12 protein-coding genes are annotated in these 21677 nt (G+C 22.9%); 3 read left to right on the top strand and 9 right to left on the bottom strand.

The features are described from left to right. Positions 1-67: 67 nt before the first annotated feature. From KTO59_RS00005 to KTO59_RS00045, 9 genes are all read right to left on the bottom strand, one after another. Positions 68-244: a hypothetical protein gene (locus KTO59_RS00005; RefSeq protein WP_284928094.1), complete on the bottom strand. Its 177-nt coding sequence runs from the start codon at positions 242-244 to the stop codon at positions 68-70. A 274-nt stretch (positions 245-518) separates the two neighbouring features. After that, positions 519-1289 (bottom strand): hypothetical protein, encoded by a 771-nt coding sequence (locus KTO59_RS00010; RefSeq protein WP_284928095.1) that lies wholly within the window; start codon positions 1287-1289, stop codon positions 519-521. Positions 1290-1489: 200 nt separating this feature from the next. After that, positions 1490-2776 carry a glucose-6-phosphate isomerase gene (locus KTO59_RS00015; RefSeq protein WP_284928096.1) on the bottom strand — a complete coding sequence of 429 codons (1287 nt, stop codon included), beginning with the start codon at positions 2774-2776 and terminating at the stop codon, positions 1490-1492. 24 nt (positions 2777-2800) lie between these two features. Continuing rightward, positions 2801-4267: an MATE family efflux transporter gene (locus KTO59_RS00020; protein ID WP_284928097.1), complete on the bottom strand. Its 1467-nt coding sequence runs from the start codon at positions 4265-4267 to the stop codon at positions 2801-2803. A 432-nt stretch (positions 4268-4699) separates the two neighbouring features. Further along, positions 4700-6856 carry a replication restart helicase PriA gene (priA, locus tag KTO59_RS00025; RefSeq protein ID WP_284928098.1) on the bottom strand — a complete coding sequence of 719 codons (2157 nt, stop codon included), beginning with the start codon at positions 6854-6856 and terminating at the stop codon, positions 4700-4702. Between the two features lie 91 nt (positions 6857-6947). Continuing rightward, positions 6948-7295, bottom strand: a complete 348-nt coding sequence (gene rbfA / locus KTO59_RS00030) for a 30S ribosome-binding factor RbfA (protein WP_225696268.1) — start codon at positions 7293-7295, stop codon at positions 6948-6950. A 2-nt stretch (positions 7296-7297) separates the two neighbouring features. Next, positions 7298-9106: a translation initiation factor IF-2 gene (gene infB / locus KTO59_RS00035; protein WP_225696269.1), complete on the bottom strand. Its 1809-nt coding sequence runs from the start codon at positions 9104-9106 to the stop codon at positions 7298-7300. 125 nt (positions 9107-9231) lie between these two features. Beyond that, on the bottom strand, positions 9232-9687 hold the full coding sequence (locus KTO59_RS00040; RefSeq protein ID WP_284928099.1) for a hypothetical protein: 456 nt from the start codon (positions 9685-9687) through the stop codon (positions 9232-9234). A gap of 465 nt (positions 9688-10152) precedes the next feature. Next, entirely contained in the window at positions 10153-10251 is a 99-nt protein-coding gene (locus tag KTO59_RS00045; RefSeq protein WP_284928117.1) for a hypothetical protein, read from the bottom strand. Between the two features lie 2460 nt (positions 10252-12711). On the opposite strand from KTO59_RS00045, the gene KTO59_RS00050 reads away from it, so the two are divergent. The 3 genes from KTO59_RS00050 (at position 12712) to secA (ending at position 21647) form a co-directional block, all read left to right on the top strand. Continuing rightward, entirely contained in the window at positions 12712-17271 is a 4560-nt protein-coding gene (locus KTO59_RS00050) for an exonuclease domain-containing protein (protein WP_284928100.1), read from the top strand. 128 nt (positions 17272-17399) lie between these two features. After that, entirely contained in the window at positions 17400-18743 is a 1344-nt protein-coding gene (locus KTO59_RS00055) for an FAD-dependent oxidoreductase (protein WP_225696141.1), read from the top strand. A 390-nt stretch (positions 18744-19133) separates the two neighbouring features. Next, positions 19134-21647 carry a preprotein translocase subunit SecA gene (gene secA / locus KTO59_RS00060; RefSeq protein ID WP_284928118.1) on the top strand — a complete coding sequence of 838 codons (2514 nt, stop codon included), beginning with the start codon at positions 19134-19136 and terminating at the stop codon, positions 21645-21647. The last annotated feature ends 30 nt before the right edge of the window (positions 21648-21677 follow it).

The following is a 21677-nucleotide window of genomic DNA, read 5'->3' on the forward strand; positions in this document are numbered from 1 at the left end:
AGAGTCTTTTTTATTGTGTTTTCGTAAACTAAATCTTAGTATCGTAATTACTTTATTTCTATAATACTTAAATAACCTTAGTTTGTAATTCGTTATTTTCTAGTTGATAAGAACGTTTTTTTAGTATGATCGTATGAAAAAATAATATTGTCTTTTGAGGTTTGAGTGTATTTTCTATTAATGTAATTAAATTTTCATTTTCATCATAACAATATAATCGGTATTCCCAATCCGAAAAATCCAAATTATCTTTCGATCTACAATAAGATTGTTACATTTTTCCTTGTTTATAAATTTTAAAAAAAGAACTTTCATCATAGACAAGTTCTTTATATAAACTATTAGGATTTTTTAGTTTTGGTTTGATTTATGTTGTTAAGACCGTAAAATTTAGCACAAATTCTTGAAAATTTAAAAATATTTGAGTTATTATATTGTTATAAGGTGTATTTTTAGGTAATTTTAAGTCTTTTTATAATCCCAAGCAAGAAAAATAAAAAGAGCACTAATTATTAAAATTATTTTTTAATAAATTTATTTCTATATTTTTTATAAAAAAATAAATACAATCCACCTAATAACATTAAAATAAATAAAGTTATAATAATCCATAAAAAAACATTTGATTTATTATTAGAAACTTGCGGATTATTTTCTAATTGATTATTTACAGATGAAGTCTCAGAAATTTCTTTTTCTAAAATTTTTATGTTTATTACACCAGTCATTTTTAATATTTCTTTTCTTTGGTCAGAAATAATAATACTTATTTGATTATTTGTTATAGTTAAATCATCAATATTTAAATCTTTTAATAAAGGATTTATTTTTCGAATTTCTTCTAAAATTTTTTCTTTATTATTTTTATCAGTTGCAGTAAGTTTAATGGTTCTTTTGTTTTCAGGTATAATTACCTCTATATTTTGAATTTCTTTAATATTTAAAATTACTTGGCCATATATTTTTGCCATTGTTGACGAATTTTCAGGAATTATAATTTGAATTTCATTATTTGGTTTTACATTTACATATTCTTTGGGTAAATCTTTTAATAAAGGATTTATTTTTCGAATTTCTTCTAAAATTTTTTCTTTATTATTTTTATCTTTTGTTTGAAGAAAAATAATTCTTTTAGAAATTGGTATAAATGTTTCAAGACTTTTAATTTCTTTTTCATTATATGCATTAATTAAAAAAAATATTAAATGATTAGATAATAAAATTATAAACATAAAAAATAAAATTAAAATATTTAAATTTATTTTTTTGTAATTTTTTTTATTTATCATATTTTTTTATTTAATATTATTTTTTGTAAATAATATTACCTTTCTTTATTTAACAAAACTGTTCTAATTTTAAAATATATTTCATTTTCGAAAATAATTTATAAATTAAATTATTTTCTATTAAAAATTTAAATTTTAAAAATTTTAAAGAATGTAATTTGTTTAATATAAAAAGAAATATTATTTTTTTAAATAAAAAATTATTTATTTAAAAGAGAAGACATTTTTTTTTTGTAAATTTCTACTCCTGGTTGATCAAAAGGATTAATTTCTATTAAATAGCCAGACATAGCACAAGCTTTTTGAAAAAAGTAAATGAGGTAACCTAAGTTATATTCATCTAATTGAGGAATTGTGATTTCTATATTAGGAACGCCTCCTTCTATATGGGCTTGTTTTGTAGCTTGTAATATTTTTTGATTTATTTCAGAAAAAGATTTGTTAGCTAAAAAATTTAATTTATCTAATTCTTGATCAATCATTGGTACGAAACAATCATCTTTCATATTAGTAACATTTAGAATTGTTTCGAACATTATACGAGAACCTTCTTGAATAAATTGTCCTAAAGAATGTAAATCTGTGGAGTTATTGACTGAACCTACAAAAAGTCCTTTTTCATTTTTGCCTTCTGATTCCGCAAATAATTGTTTCCACCATTCGGCAAAAGCTAATAAATGAGGTTCATAACTAACAAATAATTCTGTTTTTTTATTTAATTTAGTATACATTAAATATCTAGCTACAGCATATTGATAAGCTAAATTTGTATCTAAGTTATCAGTTAAAGTATCTTTATAAGCTTGTTTAGCACCTTGTAAAATAGCTTCTACATCTAAATTAGCAAAAATAAAAGGTAAAATACCGACAATGGTTAAAACACTAAAACGACCACCAATAGAATTTGGAATAAAAAATGTTTCATAACCTTCTTTTTGGGCGATATCTAATAAAATACATTTATCAGCATCAGTGGTCACAAAAATTAATTTTTGAGCTTTTTCTTTGCCGTATTTATTTTCGATTTCTTTTTTTAAAATTCTAAAGGTTAAAGCAGGTTCTAAAGTAGTTCCTGATTTAGAAATCATATTAATTGCCCATTTTTTATCTTTTAAATAATTAATTAAATTAGTTAAATAATTACCTGAGACATGATGTCCTGCGAAAATAATTTGAGGTTTATTTTTATTAAAAGGAGCTTGAATAAATTCTATTCCTGCTTTAGCTCCCAAATAAGAACCCCCTATACCTATCACTACTAAAACATCTAAATCTTCATTTAATTTTTTTAATTTTTGAATTTTTTTGATATCAGAAACGATATTTTTTTGTAAAGGTAAATCCAACCAACCTAAATATTTTTTTTGTAATTCATAATCTTTATGTAATATATTATGTATTTTAGTTACTTTTGATTGTGTTCGCGAACTTTCTTTTTCCCAATCTAAAAAAGTTTTGATCCCTTGGATGTTTAATTTTAAATTCATTTTTTATAACTCCTGAATTTTTTATTATTTATTTGTTTGTAATTCTATTATTTGTTGTTTTTTGATAAAAGACATAAATAAAGCGATAGTAGTTATTAAGACGATTATATTACTCAAACTTGTGCTTAAACCAAATTGAGTATAAATATTTATTTTAGTATAATCATGAAAGATGTATAATAAGCACATTCTTGTTATAATTCTTAAAATATTTAACAATAAAACAATATTAGCATTTTTTTTATAAGACATTATATAAATCATGATCATGGAAGCCCAAACAGAAGTGAACAAAGACATTTGTTCGTAAAATAAAATTTCTTTAAAATTTTTTAATTTTGCGTTATCGATTTCTTTATTTGTTAAAAACGGAAGTAATTTTTGTCCGAAAAATTGATTGAAAAAAATGCCTGCGATACCGGTTATTAAAGTGATAATAAAAACATTTTTAAAAATTTTTAAAGTTTTTTTATTTTTATTTAATGATGCGTTTTGAGAAACCATTACTGATTCGGAATCTTCAAAAGATTGAGAAATACAATAAAAAATACCGTTTATAATTGTAACAAAGCCTGTTATTTTTAATATCTCGCTACCATCACCTTCACCATAAAATTTAATAATCATATCATTAATGAATTTTTTTCCAATTACATAAGTTGTTTTACCAATAACTAATATTCCTGACAATTTTAATGTATTTTTGATAATATCTTTTGAAAAAATTAATTTATGAAATTGAATTTGAAAATCATTTTTAGGATGAAACATAAAATAAAAAGCTAAAATAGAAATCATTAAATTAGAAAATAAATCTGCCAAAGCCAAATGAACAATTGTAATATCTAAACCTTTAGTATATTTAAAAACGAAGGATATTGAAATTCTACAAATAATATTAAAAACATTTAAAAATAAAACAAAACTATTTTTATTTTTAGATCTTTCTAAACCCATAAACATAGCATTGATTGTAATAAAGACAAAAGTTAATAAAGAAATATTATAATATTCTTTTCCTCCATCAGGATGGAATGCTTTGTTTAAAAAAATATTTCCTAAAGGAGAAGGTAATAAATTGCCAAAATAAAAAATAAAAAAAATAATTAAAGAACTTAAAACCGCAATTACAAAAGATAAATTAGCATATTGTTTCGCTTTTTGATCATTTTTTTGCTTATATTCTCTTGATACTAAAACAACTCCGGCCCCACCTAAAGCTATAGCGATACTGTTAAGCACTTGTTTAATTTGTTTTAAATAAGTTATAGCACCTTCTATATTTTCATTTGATCGTGGATTTGTTTTAATGATATAAAAATCTATTGCAGAACTTAAATGTTGAAATAATAAATATATAGCAATAGGAAAAGCTAAAATAATTAAATTTATCCAAATAGGCCGTTCTTTTTTTAATTGTTTCGGTTCAAATATATTTTTATTGGTAGAAGAATTATTTTTTGTCATTAAATAAATATTTAAACCTTTCAATTAATTTCTTTTCGTAAAAAATAAATTTAATTTGTTTATATTAAAATAAATTTAAAATAATTGATAAAAAAGAAAGATTAATTTTAAAACAAAAAAACTATTCTATTTATACTTAAGAAACTATTATAAAATAAAAATTATTAAACAAAAATTTTGTTTAATAATTGTTTAAAATAATAAATAACATTTATGATTATTCTATTTATTAAAAAGCATAATAAATTATTTTAATTGAATAAATAAAAACAAAATATGATATATTTTTAAATATATATATTTTTATTATATAAAATTTAATAATTATATTAACAAACAAATTTTTGTTTCAAATTTCAAAATTCTAATTAAATAAAAAAATAGAGATTAACTTTTTAAAGTTAATCTCTATAAATTGAAAATTTTAGATACCACAAAGTAAATTAAAAATATAAATTAAATAATACTAGCAAATCGATCAAATAAAATAAAAGCATCTTCATTTAAATTTTGTTCAATAATAAAATTTAAATTCAAAGGCCAATTGTAATATTTTAAAGTTAATAAAATTCTGTAATTTTTATTTTTGTAAAAAACACAAGGATAAGTAGGCCCTAAAACTATAATTTTATAAATTAAATTATTTTCTAAAATTTTTTTGATTTTTTTCGCGATATTTAAAACTTTAAACATTTTGGGATGTGAAATTAATATTTTACTATAAAAACAAAAAGGTGGAATATTAGCTAATTTTCTATCTTTTAAAGTTTGTTCCAAAAAAGGAAAAACATCATAATATTGAGCTTTTTGAAGAACTGAATGGTTCGTATTATAACCTTGGATAATCATCTTTCCTTTTTCAGATAAATAATTAGATAGTTTTATTAATAATTGAAAAGTTTTTTCGGTTGCTTTAAAGTTCGGGATATTTAAAAGAACATCTGACATTAAAATACCTATAGTTTCGATATCAGGTAATTTTAAGTTTTTAGCTATCATCTCTGTTCCTAACAAAAGATCAATTTTATTATCTTTTAATTCTTCCAAAATTTCTTGATATTGAGTTATTTTTTTGATATCATTAGAATCTATACTTACGAAATTAATAGCGGGTAATTGTTTTTTTAAAAATAAGGAAATATATTCAATTCCTAAACTAACATGTTTTAATGATTTATTATGACAAGATGGGCATCGAGAAGAAAATTTTTCAGTATAGTGACAAGAATTACATTTTAAAATAGATTGATTATGAAAAAAAATTAAATTTTTATTACATTTTGGACATTTAGGAATATAACTGCAAAAACGACATAAAACAAAAGGAGAGAATCCTAAAACATTAATAAATAAAATAGTTTTTTTCTTTTCTTTTATATTTTTTTGCAAATGCTCTAATAAAACAGAAGATAAAGGAGATAAATTTCCTTTTTTCAATTCTTCTTTCATATCAATTAATTGCATCGTTTGTTTATTTTTTTTAGTTAAATTTAAAAAAATAATTTTTTTTTGTTTCAGGCGCCAATAACTTTCTATTGAAGGCATTGTTGTAAAAAAGATTAAAGGTATTTTATGATATTGAGCACGAATATAAGCTAATTCTTTAGAATCATAATTAGGACTTTTATCTTTTTCAATTAAAGACTCATCATTTTCTTCATCAAAAATAATAACCCCTATTTGTTGTAAAGGAAGGAAAATAATTGGCCTTGTTCCTATTACGATCAAAATTTTTTGTTCTTGAATATCTTGGATTTTTTGATAATGTTCTTTATAATTAGATTCATATGTTAAAACAATCAATAAAATTTCTGGAAAATATTTTTGAATTTGTTCTTTTAAAAAAGAAATTAAAAGTATTTCTGGAACTAAAATTAAAACTTGTTTATTTTGTTGTAAAGTTTTTTCGATTAATTTTAAATATATGGCTATTTTATTTTCATAACAATCATAATATAATAAATAATTGTTATAATTACCCCAAGAAATTTGTTTCCAAATTGAATCTTGTTGTTCATTTAAACAAAAAGTATTTTTCAAATTAATACTAATTTTATTTTGATTTTTTATAATTTCGGGTTCTATTGAAGGACGAGAATCTTTTTTAGAAATGATAATTTTAGTTTTGATAATTTTCTTTTTTTGAAGTTTGAATAATTCCTCTGTAGGCAAAGTGATATCTTTTAAAGCTAATATCCCTTTTTTTTTAATTAAATATTCTTTAATTTCTTTATTCAATTCTTTTTCTTGAATAATGGTAATTTTTCTGGCATAAGTACTCAAAAAACTTCTTGGCATGATAGTGTTATATACTAAAGCAGAATTGATGAAAGGAATTTTTAATATTTCTTCTGCTAATAAAAAAAGCTCTTCGTTTAAAAAAGGAGTTTCATCTAAAATTTCTGTAATAGATTTAATATATTTAGGTTCGACAAGAGTTTTTTCTTTTAATTTTAAAATATATCCTAAACGTTCAGTATTCTTATTTCCAAAAGGAATGATGACTCTCATTCCTCTTTGAACTATTTTTTCTAAATATTCAGGAATTAAATAATCAAAACATTGGCTTAAATTAGGAATTTTATTATCGACTATTACTTCTGCATACAACATATATTTTTTTGAGCCTTTTTTATATTTTTTAATAATTTATTTGAATAATAAAAAAAGATAAATTTACATTTATCTTTTTTTGATTTATTTTTTATTTTATAATATTATCTAAAATTTTATCTATTTTTTTTCCATAAGTTAAAGATTCATCATATTTAAATATTAAATTAGGAATTTTTTTCATATGTTGAATTTTTCCAGCTAATCTTAAACGAATTTCTCTTTTATTTTCTTCTAAAGTTTTAGATGCTAAACTTAAAATTTCTGGAGTATCGTTTAAAATAGTGTAAAAAATGTTACAAAAAGATGAATCATTTGATAAATCTGCACCTGTTACAGTAATATAACCTATTTGGTCATCCTTAATAATATCATTAACTATATCTACTAATAATTCATAAATTAAATTAGCTCTTCTTTTGTTTGTAATATTGTTCATTATTAAACTATCACTTTCTCTATTTTTAATGATTCTATTATATCATCAATTTGAAAATTATTAAAATTATCCAACAAAATACCGCATTCATGTCCTTGATTAGCACTATTAATATTTTTCTTCAAATGTTTTAAAGAAACAATTTTTCCTTTAAAAATAACTTTATTATTTCTAATTACTTTCGCTATGGAATTATTAAAAATTGTTCCTTTAATAACATAACAACCTGCGATGTTTCCTATCGAACTGATACTAAATATTTTTTTAATCTCGGCTTGGCCAGTAGCTTTTTCTTCTAAAACAGGATCTAATAGATTTTTTAATTTATTTTCTATATCTTCAATCATTTTATAAAGAATATTATAGTTTTTCATATCTACTTTCAGATTTTTAGCATTCTTTTCTAAATTATTGTTAATAGCTGTATTAAAGTTAATTAAACAAGAATTAAAGGTTTGTGCCAATACAATATCATTTAAAGTTACCATTCCGACAGTAGCTTTAATAATATTTACTTTAATTTCTTGAATATTTAATTTTTCTAAAGATTCGACAATAACTTCTAAACTACCTTGAGTATCTGCTTTTAAAATAATGTTTAAACGTTTATTTTCTTTGTCTTCATTCGATATTAAAACATTATTATAAATATGATTATTAGATTGGGAATTATTTTGATTTTGTTCTTTTAAAGAACTTTTTTTGTTTTCGATAATTTGTTTCGCTGTTTTTATATCAGAAACAGCCATGAATAAATCACCTGCTTTAGGTACAGAATCTAAACCTGTTATTAACACGGGTTGCGAAGGGTAAATTTCTTTTAAACTATTTTTTAAATCATCTTCGATAGAACGAATTTTACCATAAGTATTATCACCTACTATTATGACATCACCTATTTTTAAAATCCCTTGAGAAGTGATTAAAGTAGCCGAAGGACCTTTATTTTTATTTAAACTAGCTTCTAAAACAACTCCCTTAACTATTTTAGTTAAATCAGTTTGAATATTTTTCATTTCGCTAATTAATAAAATAAGTTTTAGTAATTCATCTATTCCTTCTTTTTTTAAAGCTGAAATACCTATATATGCAGTTGTACCACCCCATTCTTCAGGAGTTAAACCTAAATTAGATAAATCACTCATAATACTTTCTTTTTTATTATTAGTTTTATCTATTTTATTAATAACAACAATAATTTCTACTTGAGCTTCTTGAGCATGTTTCACAGATTCAATTGTTTGAGGTTTTACTCCGTCATCGGCAGCAATTACTAAAAGACAAATATCAGTTACTTTCGCTCCTCGAGAACGCATTTGAGAAAAAGCTTCATGACCTGGACTATCTATGAAAGTTATTTTTTGATTATCATAAACAATTTCATAAGCTCCGATATGTTGTGTAATTCCTCCAAACTCTTTATCTACTAAACGAGTTTGTCTAATTACATCTAATAAAGTAGTTTTTCCATGATCAACGTGCCCCATAATAGTTACAATAGGAACTCTTTTAGTTAAATTAGAGTCTGTTGTTTCTTTTTTAATATCTTTATTTAAAGATTCTTTAGATGGGGATTCGAAAATAACTTCGATATCTAAAATCGTATTTAACATTTTAGCAATTTCTTTAGTTACAAATTGATTAATATTTGTTTTAATCCCTGCTTCTATAAATTTTTTAATTAAAGCAATATTAGAAATTTCTAAAATATTAGCTAAATCTTTAATAGTATGTTTAGGATTAAATAAATAACTTTTGACTTTAATTTTTTCTTTAGAAATATTGTCGTTATCCTTTTTTTTTTCATTCATGATTTTTTAATCATCTCTCTTTATTATTTCTTTTTTTAATCTTACAATTTTATCCAATTTTTAAAAGGATTATTATTTGTTAATAAAATTAAAATAAAAAATGTTTTTTCAAAAATATTTAAAAATTAGATAGTTTTAACAGAAATATTCCATTTAGTAACTATATTAGCTAATTGTACATTAGTTCCTGATTTTCCGATAGCTAATGAAATTTGATCCTCATTTACTAAAGCAGTGGCTATTTTTTTTTCAAAATCAATAATACTGATTTGATTAATTTGAGCAGGTTTTAAAGCATTAACAATAAGTTCTTCTGGATCTTCGCTCCATAAAAATAAATCTATTTTTTCACCTTTTAAACTGTTAATAATATTTCTGATTCTAACACTTTTATCTCCGATACAAGAACCTATAGCATCAATTGTAGTATCATGAGATAATAAACCTATTTTAGTTCTTAATGAAGGAAAACGAGCCATTGCAACAATTTCTATAATGCCTTCTTGAATTTCAGGAATAAATTCTTTAAAAGTTTCGGCAATAAATTCTACACAAATACGACTTACTAAAATTTTCGGCATTTTAGTAGTTTTTGAACTTCGGTAACATAAACTTTAATTATTTCATCTATTTCAAATTCATCATTATTTAGTTTATCTTTATTTAATAATACAGTTTGAACTTCTTTTTCTAATTCTAAAATACAAAAATTTTTTGATAGAAGTTACTTTAGCGTCAATTAATTTATTTTCGTATTTTTAAAAAAATATAAATATTTTCTTTTTAAATTTAATGATTTCTTCATTAAGTTTGTTTTTGAAATCTTGACTAGCGTAAAAATTAAAATTTTTAGGATCAACTTCGATCCTAATTATTTCTCCTATTTGAGGATTTTCTTTTATTTTTTAGCTTCTTCTAAGTTAATACAAGTTATTTTTTAATATTAATATTTTCTTCTTTAGTTGTATTTATTTCTTCTTCTGTAACTAAATATTCTTTGTATAAAAAATTCTTCATATTTGTTATCAAAATCTAAATGACAACTTTTAATTTGATAATTTTTTACAACCAGAAATAAGACTTTTTTCAAAAGCTTCTAAAATTTGTTGTCTAGTTAATTCGTGTTCTTCGGCTAATTGATCGATATGATTTAAAAATTTTTAGTTTTCATATAATTTAATTATTATTGTTCCTTAAATATATTTAAAATTTAAATTTTAATTTTAATATACTTTCATTTAAAACTAAAATACAAACATATAAATATTTTATCATTTTTAATATTTTTGTTTTGATAAAAAACAATTAATATAATAAAAAATAAAAAATTTTTATTTTTTATTATTTTGTATTATATTAATTAATTTAAAATTAAGATTTAAAATTTATTTTTGTGATAATATTTTTTATTTAATTTGATTTTTTAGATAAAAGAAAAACCAAACTGTTTATTTTTTATAAACAATTTGGTTTAAATTTTTGTTGTTTTTTAATTTTTTTAATGATAAATTTTATCATTTATAATATGTTTTTAAAAATTAAAATTTAAAAAATAAAAAGACTTAAAAGCCTTTTTATTTAGATGTTTGTTTTTTTGTAAATAAAAATTCCACCTGATATAGATGCAATTGTTAAAATTGTGAATGTTACCCAGAACCATATTGTTTTATAAAATGGTTTATTTTGTGTGTTTGTTGGTGTTGTACTTGCAGGTGTTGCTGGTGCAGCTGGTGTTGCTTGTGTGTTGCTTGGCAGCAGTGTGCTTACGTGTTGCTAGCAGTGTGTTACTCAGACAAGTAGTTATCTGTCATATAAGCAGATGTACTTTTAGCTGAGCAGGTGTTTACTGCAGTTTCATTTATCCTGGATTTTTGCATTTCTTAGCTCACCTTTAAATTCTTACTCAGCAACAGGTTGTTGCTAGTAGTTACTGTTGGCGCCATACATTAGTCTATATTCATTAGTTTTACATTGTTTTATTATATGTATCTAAATTTATTTTTTCTCTATGAGATTTACTCTTCAGAACTTGGTCTTACTGAGCGTTTTAATCACTGCATCAGTTGTTACTAGGAGTTTTTTTATCAAACTACTGTTACTTGTGCAGCAGTAGTGTAACTTGAGCTTAGCTTGTGTTTTATTCACTGTCACCTATTGTTGTTTTCAGTTACTTGCTTTAGCAGTGTTTACTGCAGTAGCTGTCACTTATCATTTGTAATCTTTTGAGCAGCAGATTTTGTTTGCGTTAACTGTACTGCTGCAGGATCTGAATACTGGAGCAGCATTTACCATTTAGCAGCAGGTGTTACTGGATTGTTTTTTTAGATCACTGTGTTACTGTTGGTTTATTGCACCTACTTGAAGCATGATCAGCTGTTACTTGTTGATCAGTAGGTGTAACTGACAGCTTAGATGCTACTGTGGCAGCATGTGTTACTTGAGCACATGTTTCTGGCAGCAGGTGTCACTGGAGCAGCAGGTTTGTCACTGAGCAGCAGGTAAATTGAGCAGCAGGTGTTACTGGAGCAGCAGGTGTTACTGGAGCAGCAGGTGTTACTTATTTAGCATGTGTTTCTTGATTAGCAATGCATCACTTGGAGCAGCAGGTAAACATTGGAGCAGCAGGTGAACTGCAGCTGGGTTTGCTTTAGTAAATGTAACTCTTACTTCGCCTGTATAATCAGTAGATGTAATCGCTTCGCTTGCATTTGGTTCCGCATCTATTTTTAAATTTTTATAAATGTTATTTTGTTCTAATTGTAGCTATAATTTCGTTTTTAGTAACTTTTGTGCCTTCAGCTGTAATGTATACTCTAAAGCTGAAACTGCTTATTTTATCCGATAAATTTTCTTTTTCTACTGCTATTTCCAGTTAATTTTGCGCTGTGCGCCTGTACTGGTATAAATCGTATAAACGAAACGCTTAAAATCATTAAAATAGATAAAAATAATAAATTTTTTAAATTTATTGTTTTTTTATTTAAAATTTCTGACATTTATGGTTAGCCAATCCCTTTCTTAATTTAATATAATTTAAAAAAGTTTTTTAAATTATAAAAATAAATAATAATAAATTTAATTTTTATTATTTCTTACAATTAAATTTTAATTTAAATAAAAAAAAAACAACTTATATGTTTTTTAAATAATATTTTATGAAAAATTTTATGAAAAAATAAAAAATTTAAATAATAAAAATTTAAAAGATTAATTTCAAGTTTTTATTTGAATATATTCTGTTCTTAAACTAGTTATAAATATTTTAGAACTTCAAAATTTATTTTTATTTGTTATCTTAAGGTTAAATTGTATCATCATTTTTTTATGATATAATAAAAAATATAGTTATTTTTTCAAAATTTAATTTATTAAAATGCATCAATAAAAATTATTAATTTAATATAATTGGAATTTTCAAAATCATTATATTTATAAAAAAATGTTAATCGATATTTTTCAATTAAAAAAAATTAAAATTAAGTTAAATTTTTGATTTTATAAAACATAATTACATTTAATTTTTATTTATATTTATACTTTTATAAATTTAAATAAAATTATTATTTTTTTCAATTTTAAAAATTAATTTCTAAGAGTAAAAATAAATGTCTTCAAATCTTATATCCGATAAATTTATAAAATTTATAGATGATTTTAATAAAGAAAAACAAACTAATTATGAATTTGTTCAAACAATTGTTTCTGTAAAAAAAATAAAATGGGTTTTAGAATTCTCAGGAGATAAAAATTTATCTAATATTTCTTGTTTAAATGATTTTGAACAATCCATTAAACAATTTATTAATGAAAAAACAAATGACTTAATGAAATATTTTAAAAATTTCAAAATTGTTATTCGTTTTTTATTTACGAAACTTGATAATATTCAAGATGAATCTTTATGGAAAGAACTTTTTCAATATCTTTTGAATAAAATAATTAAGAGTCAATCTAAAAAAGGTTTATTTTCTATTTTAAATTCTCGAAATGGTTATAATTACGATATTGAAATTTTAAAAATTGATTTTGAAAAAAAAATATGTCATATAAAAATTACATTTAATCAATATTCTTCAAAATGTAATGAAGAAGAATTAAAATCTCTAATTCAAGGATTAGATCAATTATTAAAAGAAAGATATGGTTCTGATTTGAGTTTAAATATTAAAGAAATTAAATTTCTAGATGTACCTGAAGAAAAAAATAATGATAAATTTTTTTTAACATTTGATGATATTCCTAAATCATATGAACAAGTTAAAGATTTGCAACCAAAAAAGTTTTGGATCAAAGGTTATATACAGCAAGTTATTAAAAAAGAAACTAAAAATAAACAAATTTTATTTTCTTTTTATTTAGTCGATCCGAAAACAAAAAAAGATTCTATATTGTATAGAATCTTTGCGGAACCTAATTCTAAAGAATATCAAAAAATGGAAAAATGTTTTCAAGAAGGAGTTTTAGTTGAAATTTTTTCTTCTTTAAATAAAATTTATAATGCAAAATATAAAGAAGATTTTAATTTTAAAATCGAAAATGAATATCGAATTGTCAATTCTACACCTTTCTTTTTGGAAAGAATAGATGATTATCCAGGAAAAAAAAGAATTGAATTTCATTTACATACCAAAATGTCTAATTTAGATGCTACAAATAGCGCTAAAGATTATATTGATACGGCTATAAGATGGGGTCATGAAGCGATCGCTTTTACAGATCATCATGGTCTTTACGCTTATCCTGAAATCGATAATTGTACTCGCAAAAAACCTATCAAACCTATTTTAGGAGTTGAAACAGATTTTATCGAAGAAAAACCTATTTTTATTACTAATCAAGAAGAGCATCCTAAATTTGAAGATTTTGTTTTAAAAAAACATAATTATGTTGTTTTTGATATAGAAACTACTGGTTTTTCAGAATGTAGAGATCGAATTATTGAAATAGCAGCTGTTAAAATAGAGAACGGCCAAATAACAGATAAGATTTTTAATGAATTAGTTAATCCAAAGGTGAAATTAAATAAAAATATTATAGAACTTACAAAAATTCAAGATGAAGATTTAGAAAATAAACCTACTATTGAAGAAATTTTACCTAAATTTTTAGAATTTATTCAAGGTTATGTTTTAGTTGCTCATAATTTGGCTTTTGATATAGGTTTTATTAAGGAAAAAGCTAAAAATTTAAAAATTCCTTTTATTGAACAACCTTGTATAGATACTTTAAGAGTAAGTCAAAGATATTTTGAAAAAAATTTAAAATATTTTTCTTTAAAGAGAGTGGCTAAATGTTTTAAAATTAAAACAGAATTAGAAGGTAGTCATCACAGAGCTTTATACGACTCTACTATAACAGCCCTTGTTTTAATAGAAATGTTTAAAAGATTAGAAGAACAAGAAATTTTTTATTTTTATGATTTAAGAGGCCGTATTGATGGAAAATTTGAAATATCTTATCATATTAATATTTTAGCTAAAAATCAAATAGGTTATAAAAATTTATTTCATTTAGTAAGTCATTCTTTAACTAAAGATTTTTATAGAAAACCTAGATTGTTAAAGTCTAATTTAGAAAAATATAGAGAAGGTTTATTAGTAGGAAGTGGTTGTGCTGAAGGTAATGTTTTTCAAACAGCTTTAAATAAAAATGATAAAGAGTTAAGTGAAGTTATTTCTTTTTATGATTATATAGAAGTTCAGCCGATAGATAGTTATAAACATATTATTTATAATTTGGTCGGCGATAATACAGAAAAAGGAAAAATTGTTATTCAAGAAACAATTTTAAAAATTATTAATGAAGCTCAAAAACAAAATAAAATTGTGATTGCTACGGGAGATGTTCATTATTTAAATCCTTATGATAAAATTTATAGAGAAATTTATATTAATGCTAAATTAGTTGGTGGCGGATTACATAATTTATCAAAATATCCGACTAAATATTTACCCGACAATTATTTTTTAACTACTCAAGAAATGTTAGACGCTTTTGATTTCATCGAAGATCAAAAATTAAAAGAAGATTTAGTAATTAATAATACTCATCTTTTAAATGATCAAATTGAGAAAATTAGAATTTTTCCTAAAAAACTTTTTTCCTTAAAAGATGATAATTTTGCTAAAAATTTAAATATTCCAAGTATTAAAATCGAGATGCAAAATTTAATCGAGAATAAATTACAAAAATTATATGGAAAAAAATTACATCCTTTTATTCAACAAAGGATGGAAAAAGAATTAAAAAGTATTATCGGTGATGGTAAAGATAAAAATATTAATCAAAATATTGCTCCTATATATTTTTTAGCTTATTTATTAACTAAAGAATCAATAGGAAAAGGTTATCCAGTGGGTTCTCGTGGTTCAATTGGGTCTTCGTTGATAGCTACTATTTTGGGTATAACTGAAGTTAATCCTTTAAAACCACATTATTTTTGCCCTCAATGTCAATATACCGTTTTCCCTCAAATGACTCCAGAACAAAAAGAAAGTCACGAATATAAAGAATATATTCAAAATCAAGGTTCGGATTTGAATGATTATTCACAGATAACAGATATTTTATCTGGTTATGATTTACCTGATATAAATTGTCCTTTTTGTTCTGTTAAATTTTCAAAAGATGGTCAAGATATTCCTTTCGAAACTTTTTTAGGTTTTGAAGGTAATAAAACTCCTGATATAGATTTAAATTTTGCGGGCGATTATCAACCTAAAGCTCATGAATATATGAGAGAATTGTTAGGACATGATTGTGTTTTTAGAGCTGGAACGATTCAAACAGTAGCTAAACAAACTGCTTTTGGTTATGTTAAAGGTTTTATCAAAGAAAAAGAATTAGAAGATAAAATTAGAAATTGTGAAATTTCTAGAATATCAAATATAATCGAAGGAGTAAAACGTTCTACAGGGCAACATCCTGGTGGTATTGTTGTTGTTCCACCTAATATTTCTGTTTATGAAGTTACTCCAATTCAATTTCCTGCTAATGATATAGAATCTAATTGGAAAACTACTCATTTTGATTACCATTCTTTTGAAAATAACTTATTTAAGATGGATATTTTAGGACATGATGATCCTATTTTGATTAAATTTTTTATGGATTATGTTGAAAAAAATCAGGATAAATTTAGTTTTACATCTTATCAAAATATTCCAGTTGATGATCCTAATGTTTATAAATTATTTTCTAATGAATATATTGACAAAGGTCAAAAAATAGCAACTATTGCTATTCCAGAATTTGGTACTACATTTGTACAAAAAATGTTAAAAGATATTTGTGAAAAAAATCAAAAAATTAATTTTGGTATTTTAGTTAAAGTGTCAGGTCTTTCTCATGGAACTGATGTTTGGTTGCAAAATTCTCAAGATATTTTAGAAAAAAGAGGCGATTTTGATTATTTAAAAAAATCAGATTTAAACATTTCCTTTAATGATATTATCGGTTGTCGTGATGATATTATGTTATATTTGATTCGTAAAAATGTTGACCCTTTAAAATCTTTTGAAATTATGGAATTAGTTCGTAAAGGAAAACAACATTCTAAACCTGGTGAATGGGAAGAAATGATCGAATCAATTAAAAAAGAAACAGATATTCATGATTGGTATTTTGAATCTTTAGGAAAAATTAAATATCTTTTCCCAAAAGCACATGCTTCTGCTTATGTTTTAATGGCTGTTAGAATTGCATGGTTTAAAGTTCATCACCCTCTTTTATTTTACAGTGGTGTTTTATCTACAAGATTAGATCAATTTGATTATGATTTAATGTTAAAAAATCAGAATGAAATTGATGAAAAAATTAACACTTTATTAGGTAAAAATATAAAACAAAAAAACACAACTAAAGAACAAAGTTTAATTAATACTTTAAATATTGCTTCAGAAATGCTTCGAAGAGGTTTTAAATTTTTACCAATTGATTTAAATAAATCCGAAGCTTATGAATTTGTAATGTATAATAATGATTCTTTAATTATGCCTTTTATCACGATAGATGGTTTGGGTGAAAAAGCGGCTAAACATTTAGTTGAAGAAAGAAAAGAAAAATTATTTACGCAAGCAGATTTTAAAAAAAGAGCTAAATTAAACAAAACTATTTCTAAAAAAATAATAGAAGAGTTAAAATTAGTAGAAAAATTACCATTATAATGATTAAAAAACTAAAATAATATTTAATATTACTTAAATTTAGTATAATTATAATGATTATTAATTTTTTTGATTTTTGTTTTTTTTAATAAAAAATATCATTAGGATGGTTTAAAATAAAATATATAATGAAAGTAATCGTAATAGGTTGTAATCATTCTGGAACAGCTGCAGTTAGAACAATGTTGAAAAAAAACGAAGATATTAAAGTAAATATTTATGAAAAAAACGATAATGTTTCTTTTTTATCTTGCGGTATAGCTTTATATATTGGCGGCGTAGTTAAAGATAGAAAAGGTTTATTTTATTCTAGTGCTGAAGAATTAAATAATTTAGGCGCTAATGTAAAATTACAACATGAAGTTGTTAAAATTGATTTAAATAAAAAAAATATTTTAGTTCGCAATTTAGAAAATGGTAATGAATTTTTTGATGATTTCGATAAATTAGTTCTTTCAACTGGTTCTTGGCCTGTTATTCCTAAGATAAAAGGAATCGAATCTAAAAATGTTTTATTATCTAAAAATTTAGAACATGCTAATCATATTATTGAGTATGCCAAAAAAGTCAATAAAATAACAGTTGTTGGAGCAGGTTATATTGGAGTAGAATTGGCTGAAGCTTTTTGTAGACAAAAAAAAGAAGTAACTTTGATAGATATCGAGAATAGAATAATGCCTAAGTATTTAGATAAAGAATTTACTTCAATAGCTGAAGAGAGTTTAAAACAACATAATGTTAAATTAGCTTTAAATCAAAAAGTAGTTGAATTCAAAACTAAAGGCGATTTAGTGACACATGTTCAAACTGATAAAGATTGTTATGAAACAGAGATGGTTATTGCATGTATTAGTTTCAGACCATATACAGATTTATTTAAAGATATTTTAGAATTAGATTCTAATAATTCTTTAAAAGTTAATGAATATTTACAAACTTCACATCCTGATGTTTATGGTTGTGGCGATTGTATAAATATTATATATACTCCGTTAGCCAACAAAAAAATGTATATTCCTTTAGCTACTAATGCTGTAAGAACAGGTACTATTGTAGGATTGAATATTGGAAAAAATGTTTATAAATATTTAGGAACTCAAGGAACTAGTTGTATTCAAATTAATGATTTAAGTATTTCTTCGACAGGATTGAACGAACATTCAGCTAAATTATTAGGTATTGATTATGATTCAATTACTATAAAAGATGCTAATAGACCTGAATTTATGCCTGATTACGACTCAGTATTATTAAAAATTTTATTTGAAAAAAAAACAGGTCTTATTTTAGGAGGTCAAATTTTATCTACTACTGATTTAACTGAAAAAATGAATACTTTAAGTGTTTGTATCGAACAAAAAAATACTATTGATTCTTTAGCTTTTAAAGATTTTTCTTTTCATCCATATTTCAGCAAACCATGGAGTTTGTTAAATTTGGTAGGGATCAAATACTTAGAATCTGCGAAATAATATAAAGCGATAATAATAAAAACTATGTTTATTAGTAAACATAGTTTTTATTATTTATTGAAATTATTTTTTCATTACATTCTTTTTATTCATTTATATATTTTGTATAATAATATTATAATTTAATATTATTTTAATAAAAAAGTTTTTAATTTTAAATTTATAAATTAATATAAGATAATGATTTTTTTCAATTTATAAAAATATTTGAATTTCATTATGTTTATAAATTTAAAATTATATTTTTTTTAAAAATTTTTAAAAAAATATTAAAATTAAGAAAATCTTTTACTTTTTAATATACTAAGAATTAAAAGATAATAAATTTAATATTATTTGTTCTGGAATAAATCTGAAATTTGTTTAGAAAGGTTTAAACATAAAATAATGATTTTTAATTTTTTCAAAAATTTTTTTAACTCTTCTAATAAATACTTAAAAAAAGCTCAATTGTTAGTTAATAAAATGGGTAATTTTAGTGAGGGGTTTGCTAAATTAAATGATGATGATTTTCCTAAAGAAACCGAACGATTAAAAAAAATGTATCAAGAAGGAACTTCTTTAAATGATTTATTGCCAGAAGCTTTTGCTTTAACTAAGGAAGCTTGTACTAGAGTTACAGGGTTAACGCCTTATAATGTACAGCTTTTAGGAGCAGTTGTTTTATATCAAGGACAAATTGCTGAGATGAAAACAGGTGAAGGTAAAACTTTAACTTCAGTTATGTCCGCTTATTTAAATGCTTTAAGTGGTAAAGGCGTTCATATTGTTACTGTTAATGAATATTTAGCACGTCGTGAATCTGAAGGAGAAATAGGAAATATTTTTCGTTTTTTAGGATTAACTGTCGGTTTAAATATTAAAGACAAAAATATCGAAGAAAAAAAATTAGCTTATAAATGTGATATTCTTTATTCTACTAACAGCGAATTAGGTTTCGATTATTTAAGAGATAATATTCAAAATGATATCGAAAATTTATTGATGACAAGAGAATATAATTACGCTATTATTGATGAGGTAGATTCGATTTTAATTGATGAAGCTAGAACTCCGTTAATTATTTCCAGTCCTTCGAAACAAGTAATTAAATTTTATAGAGATGCAAATCGTTTTGTTAAAACTTTAAAAGAAAACGGTTATATAATTGATTTAGAATCTCAAACAATTGAATTATCTGAAGAAGGAATCGCTAAAGCTGAAACTTTTTTTCAAATTAAAAATTTATATAGCGGTAATAATTATTCTTTAATACATTGTATTAAAAACGCTTTAAAAGCTGTTTTTATTATGAATAAAAATAAAGATTATTTAGTAGATAATAATAAAGTTTTAATTATTGATCAATTTACAGGAAGAGTTTTACAAGGTCGTCAATTTAGTGATGGTTTACATCAAGCTTTAGAGGCGAAAGAAGGTTGTAGCATCGAAGGAGAAACAGAAATTAACGCAACTATTACTTATCAAAATTTCTTTCGTATTTATAAAAAAATATCTGGTATGACAGGAACAGCTAAAACAGAAGAAAAAGAATTTATTAGTATTTATAATATGAGAGTTATTGAAATTCCGACTAATCAATTAATGATTAGAAAAGATATGCCTGATTTTGTTTTTGCTACTTTAGATGAAAAATGGGAATCTTTAATTCAAGATATAGAAGAAAGATATAAAAAAAAACAACCTGTTTTAATCGGAACTGTTACAGTAGAAGTTTCTGAACAAATTTCAAGAAATTTAAAAAAAAGAAAAATTCCTCATGAAATTTTAAATGCTAAAAATCATTTTAAAGAAGCGGAGATTATTGCTAAAGCTGGCCAAAAAGGATCAATTACTATTGCTACTAATATGGCAGGTCGTGGTACTGATATTCGTTTAGGAGAAGGAGTAGTAGAATTAGGCGGTTTAGCTGTTTTAGGAACTGAAAGACATGAATCAAGAAGGATTGATAATCAATTAAGAGGTCGTGCTGGTCGTCAAGGAGACCCTGGTTATTCAAGATTTTTTGTTTCAGCAGAAGATGAATTAGTTAAACGTTTTGGTGGCGCACGAATTCAAAAAATGATCACGCTTTTAAAAAGAACTCAAGAGAATCAAGGAAAAAATAAACCTATTTCTTATAAATTTTTCACTAAATTTTTTACTAATATACAAAAGAAAATTGAATCTTCTAATTTTGATTATCGTAAATTTATTTTACAATTCGATTCAGTTTTAGATGTACAAAGAAAAATCATTTATACACAAAGAAGAGCAATTTTAACGTTAGATAATATAGAAGATTTAGTTATTAATATCATACATAAAACAGTAAATAAAAAAATTAAATATTTTATATCAAATAAAATAGGCAAAATAGAAGATCAAAATTTAATTGATTTTATTGATTATCTAGAAAAATTATTTTTACCTCAAGGTATTCTGACATTGGAAGAATTACAAAAAATAAGAGAAAATAAAAATAATTTTGAAAAAAAAATAATTGAATTAGTATATGAAAAAATTAAAAATATTTTAGAACAACATAAACAAAACTTGATTATTGATGGTCAGGATTATTATTTCCAAACTTTAAGATTTATTATGCTTCAAAATATTGATAATCATTTTAGACGTCATATGTCAGATATGAATATGTTAAGTAAAAGTATTAATTTTTTAAGTTACGGACAACAAAATGTTTTAACAGTTTATCAAGATACAGGATGTACTTTTTTTAATGAAATGATGGACAATATTTGTTTTGAAACAACACGTATTATTTTAAAATTCTTTTTTTCAAAAGAAGATTTTTTAGAAAGAAAACAACAAGATCAAATTTTAAGTAAAAATAATTTAAAAAAAGATATTATTAATAGAAGAAAAAGAAGACAACATAAATCTATTAAAAAACCATGGAATTAGAATATTTTTTTAAAAGGATTATTTAATATA

Origin of the sequence: Candidatus Phytoplasma sp. AldY-WA1, from assembly GCF_020312115.2 — a bacterium.
GTDB classification, from domain to species: domain Bacteria; phylum Bacillota_I; class Bacilli_A; order Acholeplasmatales; family Acholeplasmataceae; genus Phytoplasma; species Phytoplasma vitis.

Coding starts and splice junctions, on each gene's coding strand:
- KTO59_RS00010 (WP_284928095.1), bottom strand. CDS start 1,289: ATGATAAATAAAAAAAATTACAAAAAAATAAATTTAAATATTTTAATT.
- KTO59_RS00015 (WP_284928096.1), bottom strand. CDS start 2,776: ATGAATTTAAAATTAAACATCCAAGGGATCAAAACTTTTTTAGATTGG.
- priA (WP_284928098.1), bottom strand. CDS start 6,856: ATGTTGTATGCAGAAGTAATAGTCGATAATAAAATTCCTAATTTAAGC.
- rbfA (WP_225696268.1), bottom strand. CDS start 7,295: ATGAACAATATTACAAACAAAAGAAGAGCTAATTTAATTTATGAATTA.
- infB (WP_225696269.1), bottom strand. CDS start 9,106: ATGAATGAAAAAAAAAAGGATAACGACAATATTTCTAAAGAAAAAATT.
- KTO59_RS00040 (WP_284928099.1), bottom strand. CDS start 9,687: ATGCCGAAAATTTTAGTAAGTCGTATTTGTGTAGAATTTATTGCCGAA.
- KTO59_RS00050 (WP_284928100.1), top strand. CDS start 12,712: ATGTCTTCAAATCTTATATCCGATAAATTTATAAAATTTATAGATGAT.
- KTO59_RS00055 (WP_225696141.1), top strand. CDS start 17,400: ATGAAAGTAATCGTAATAGGTTGTAATCATTCTGGAACAGCTGCAGTT.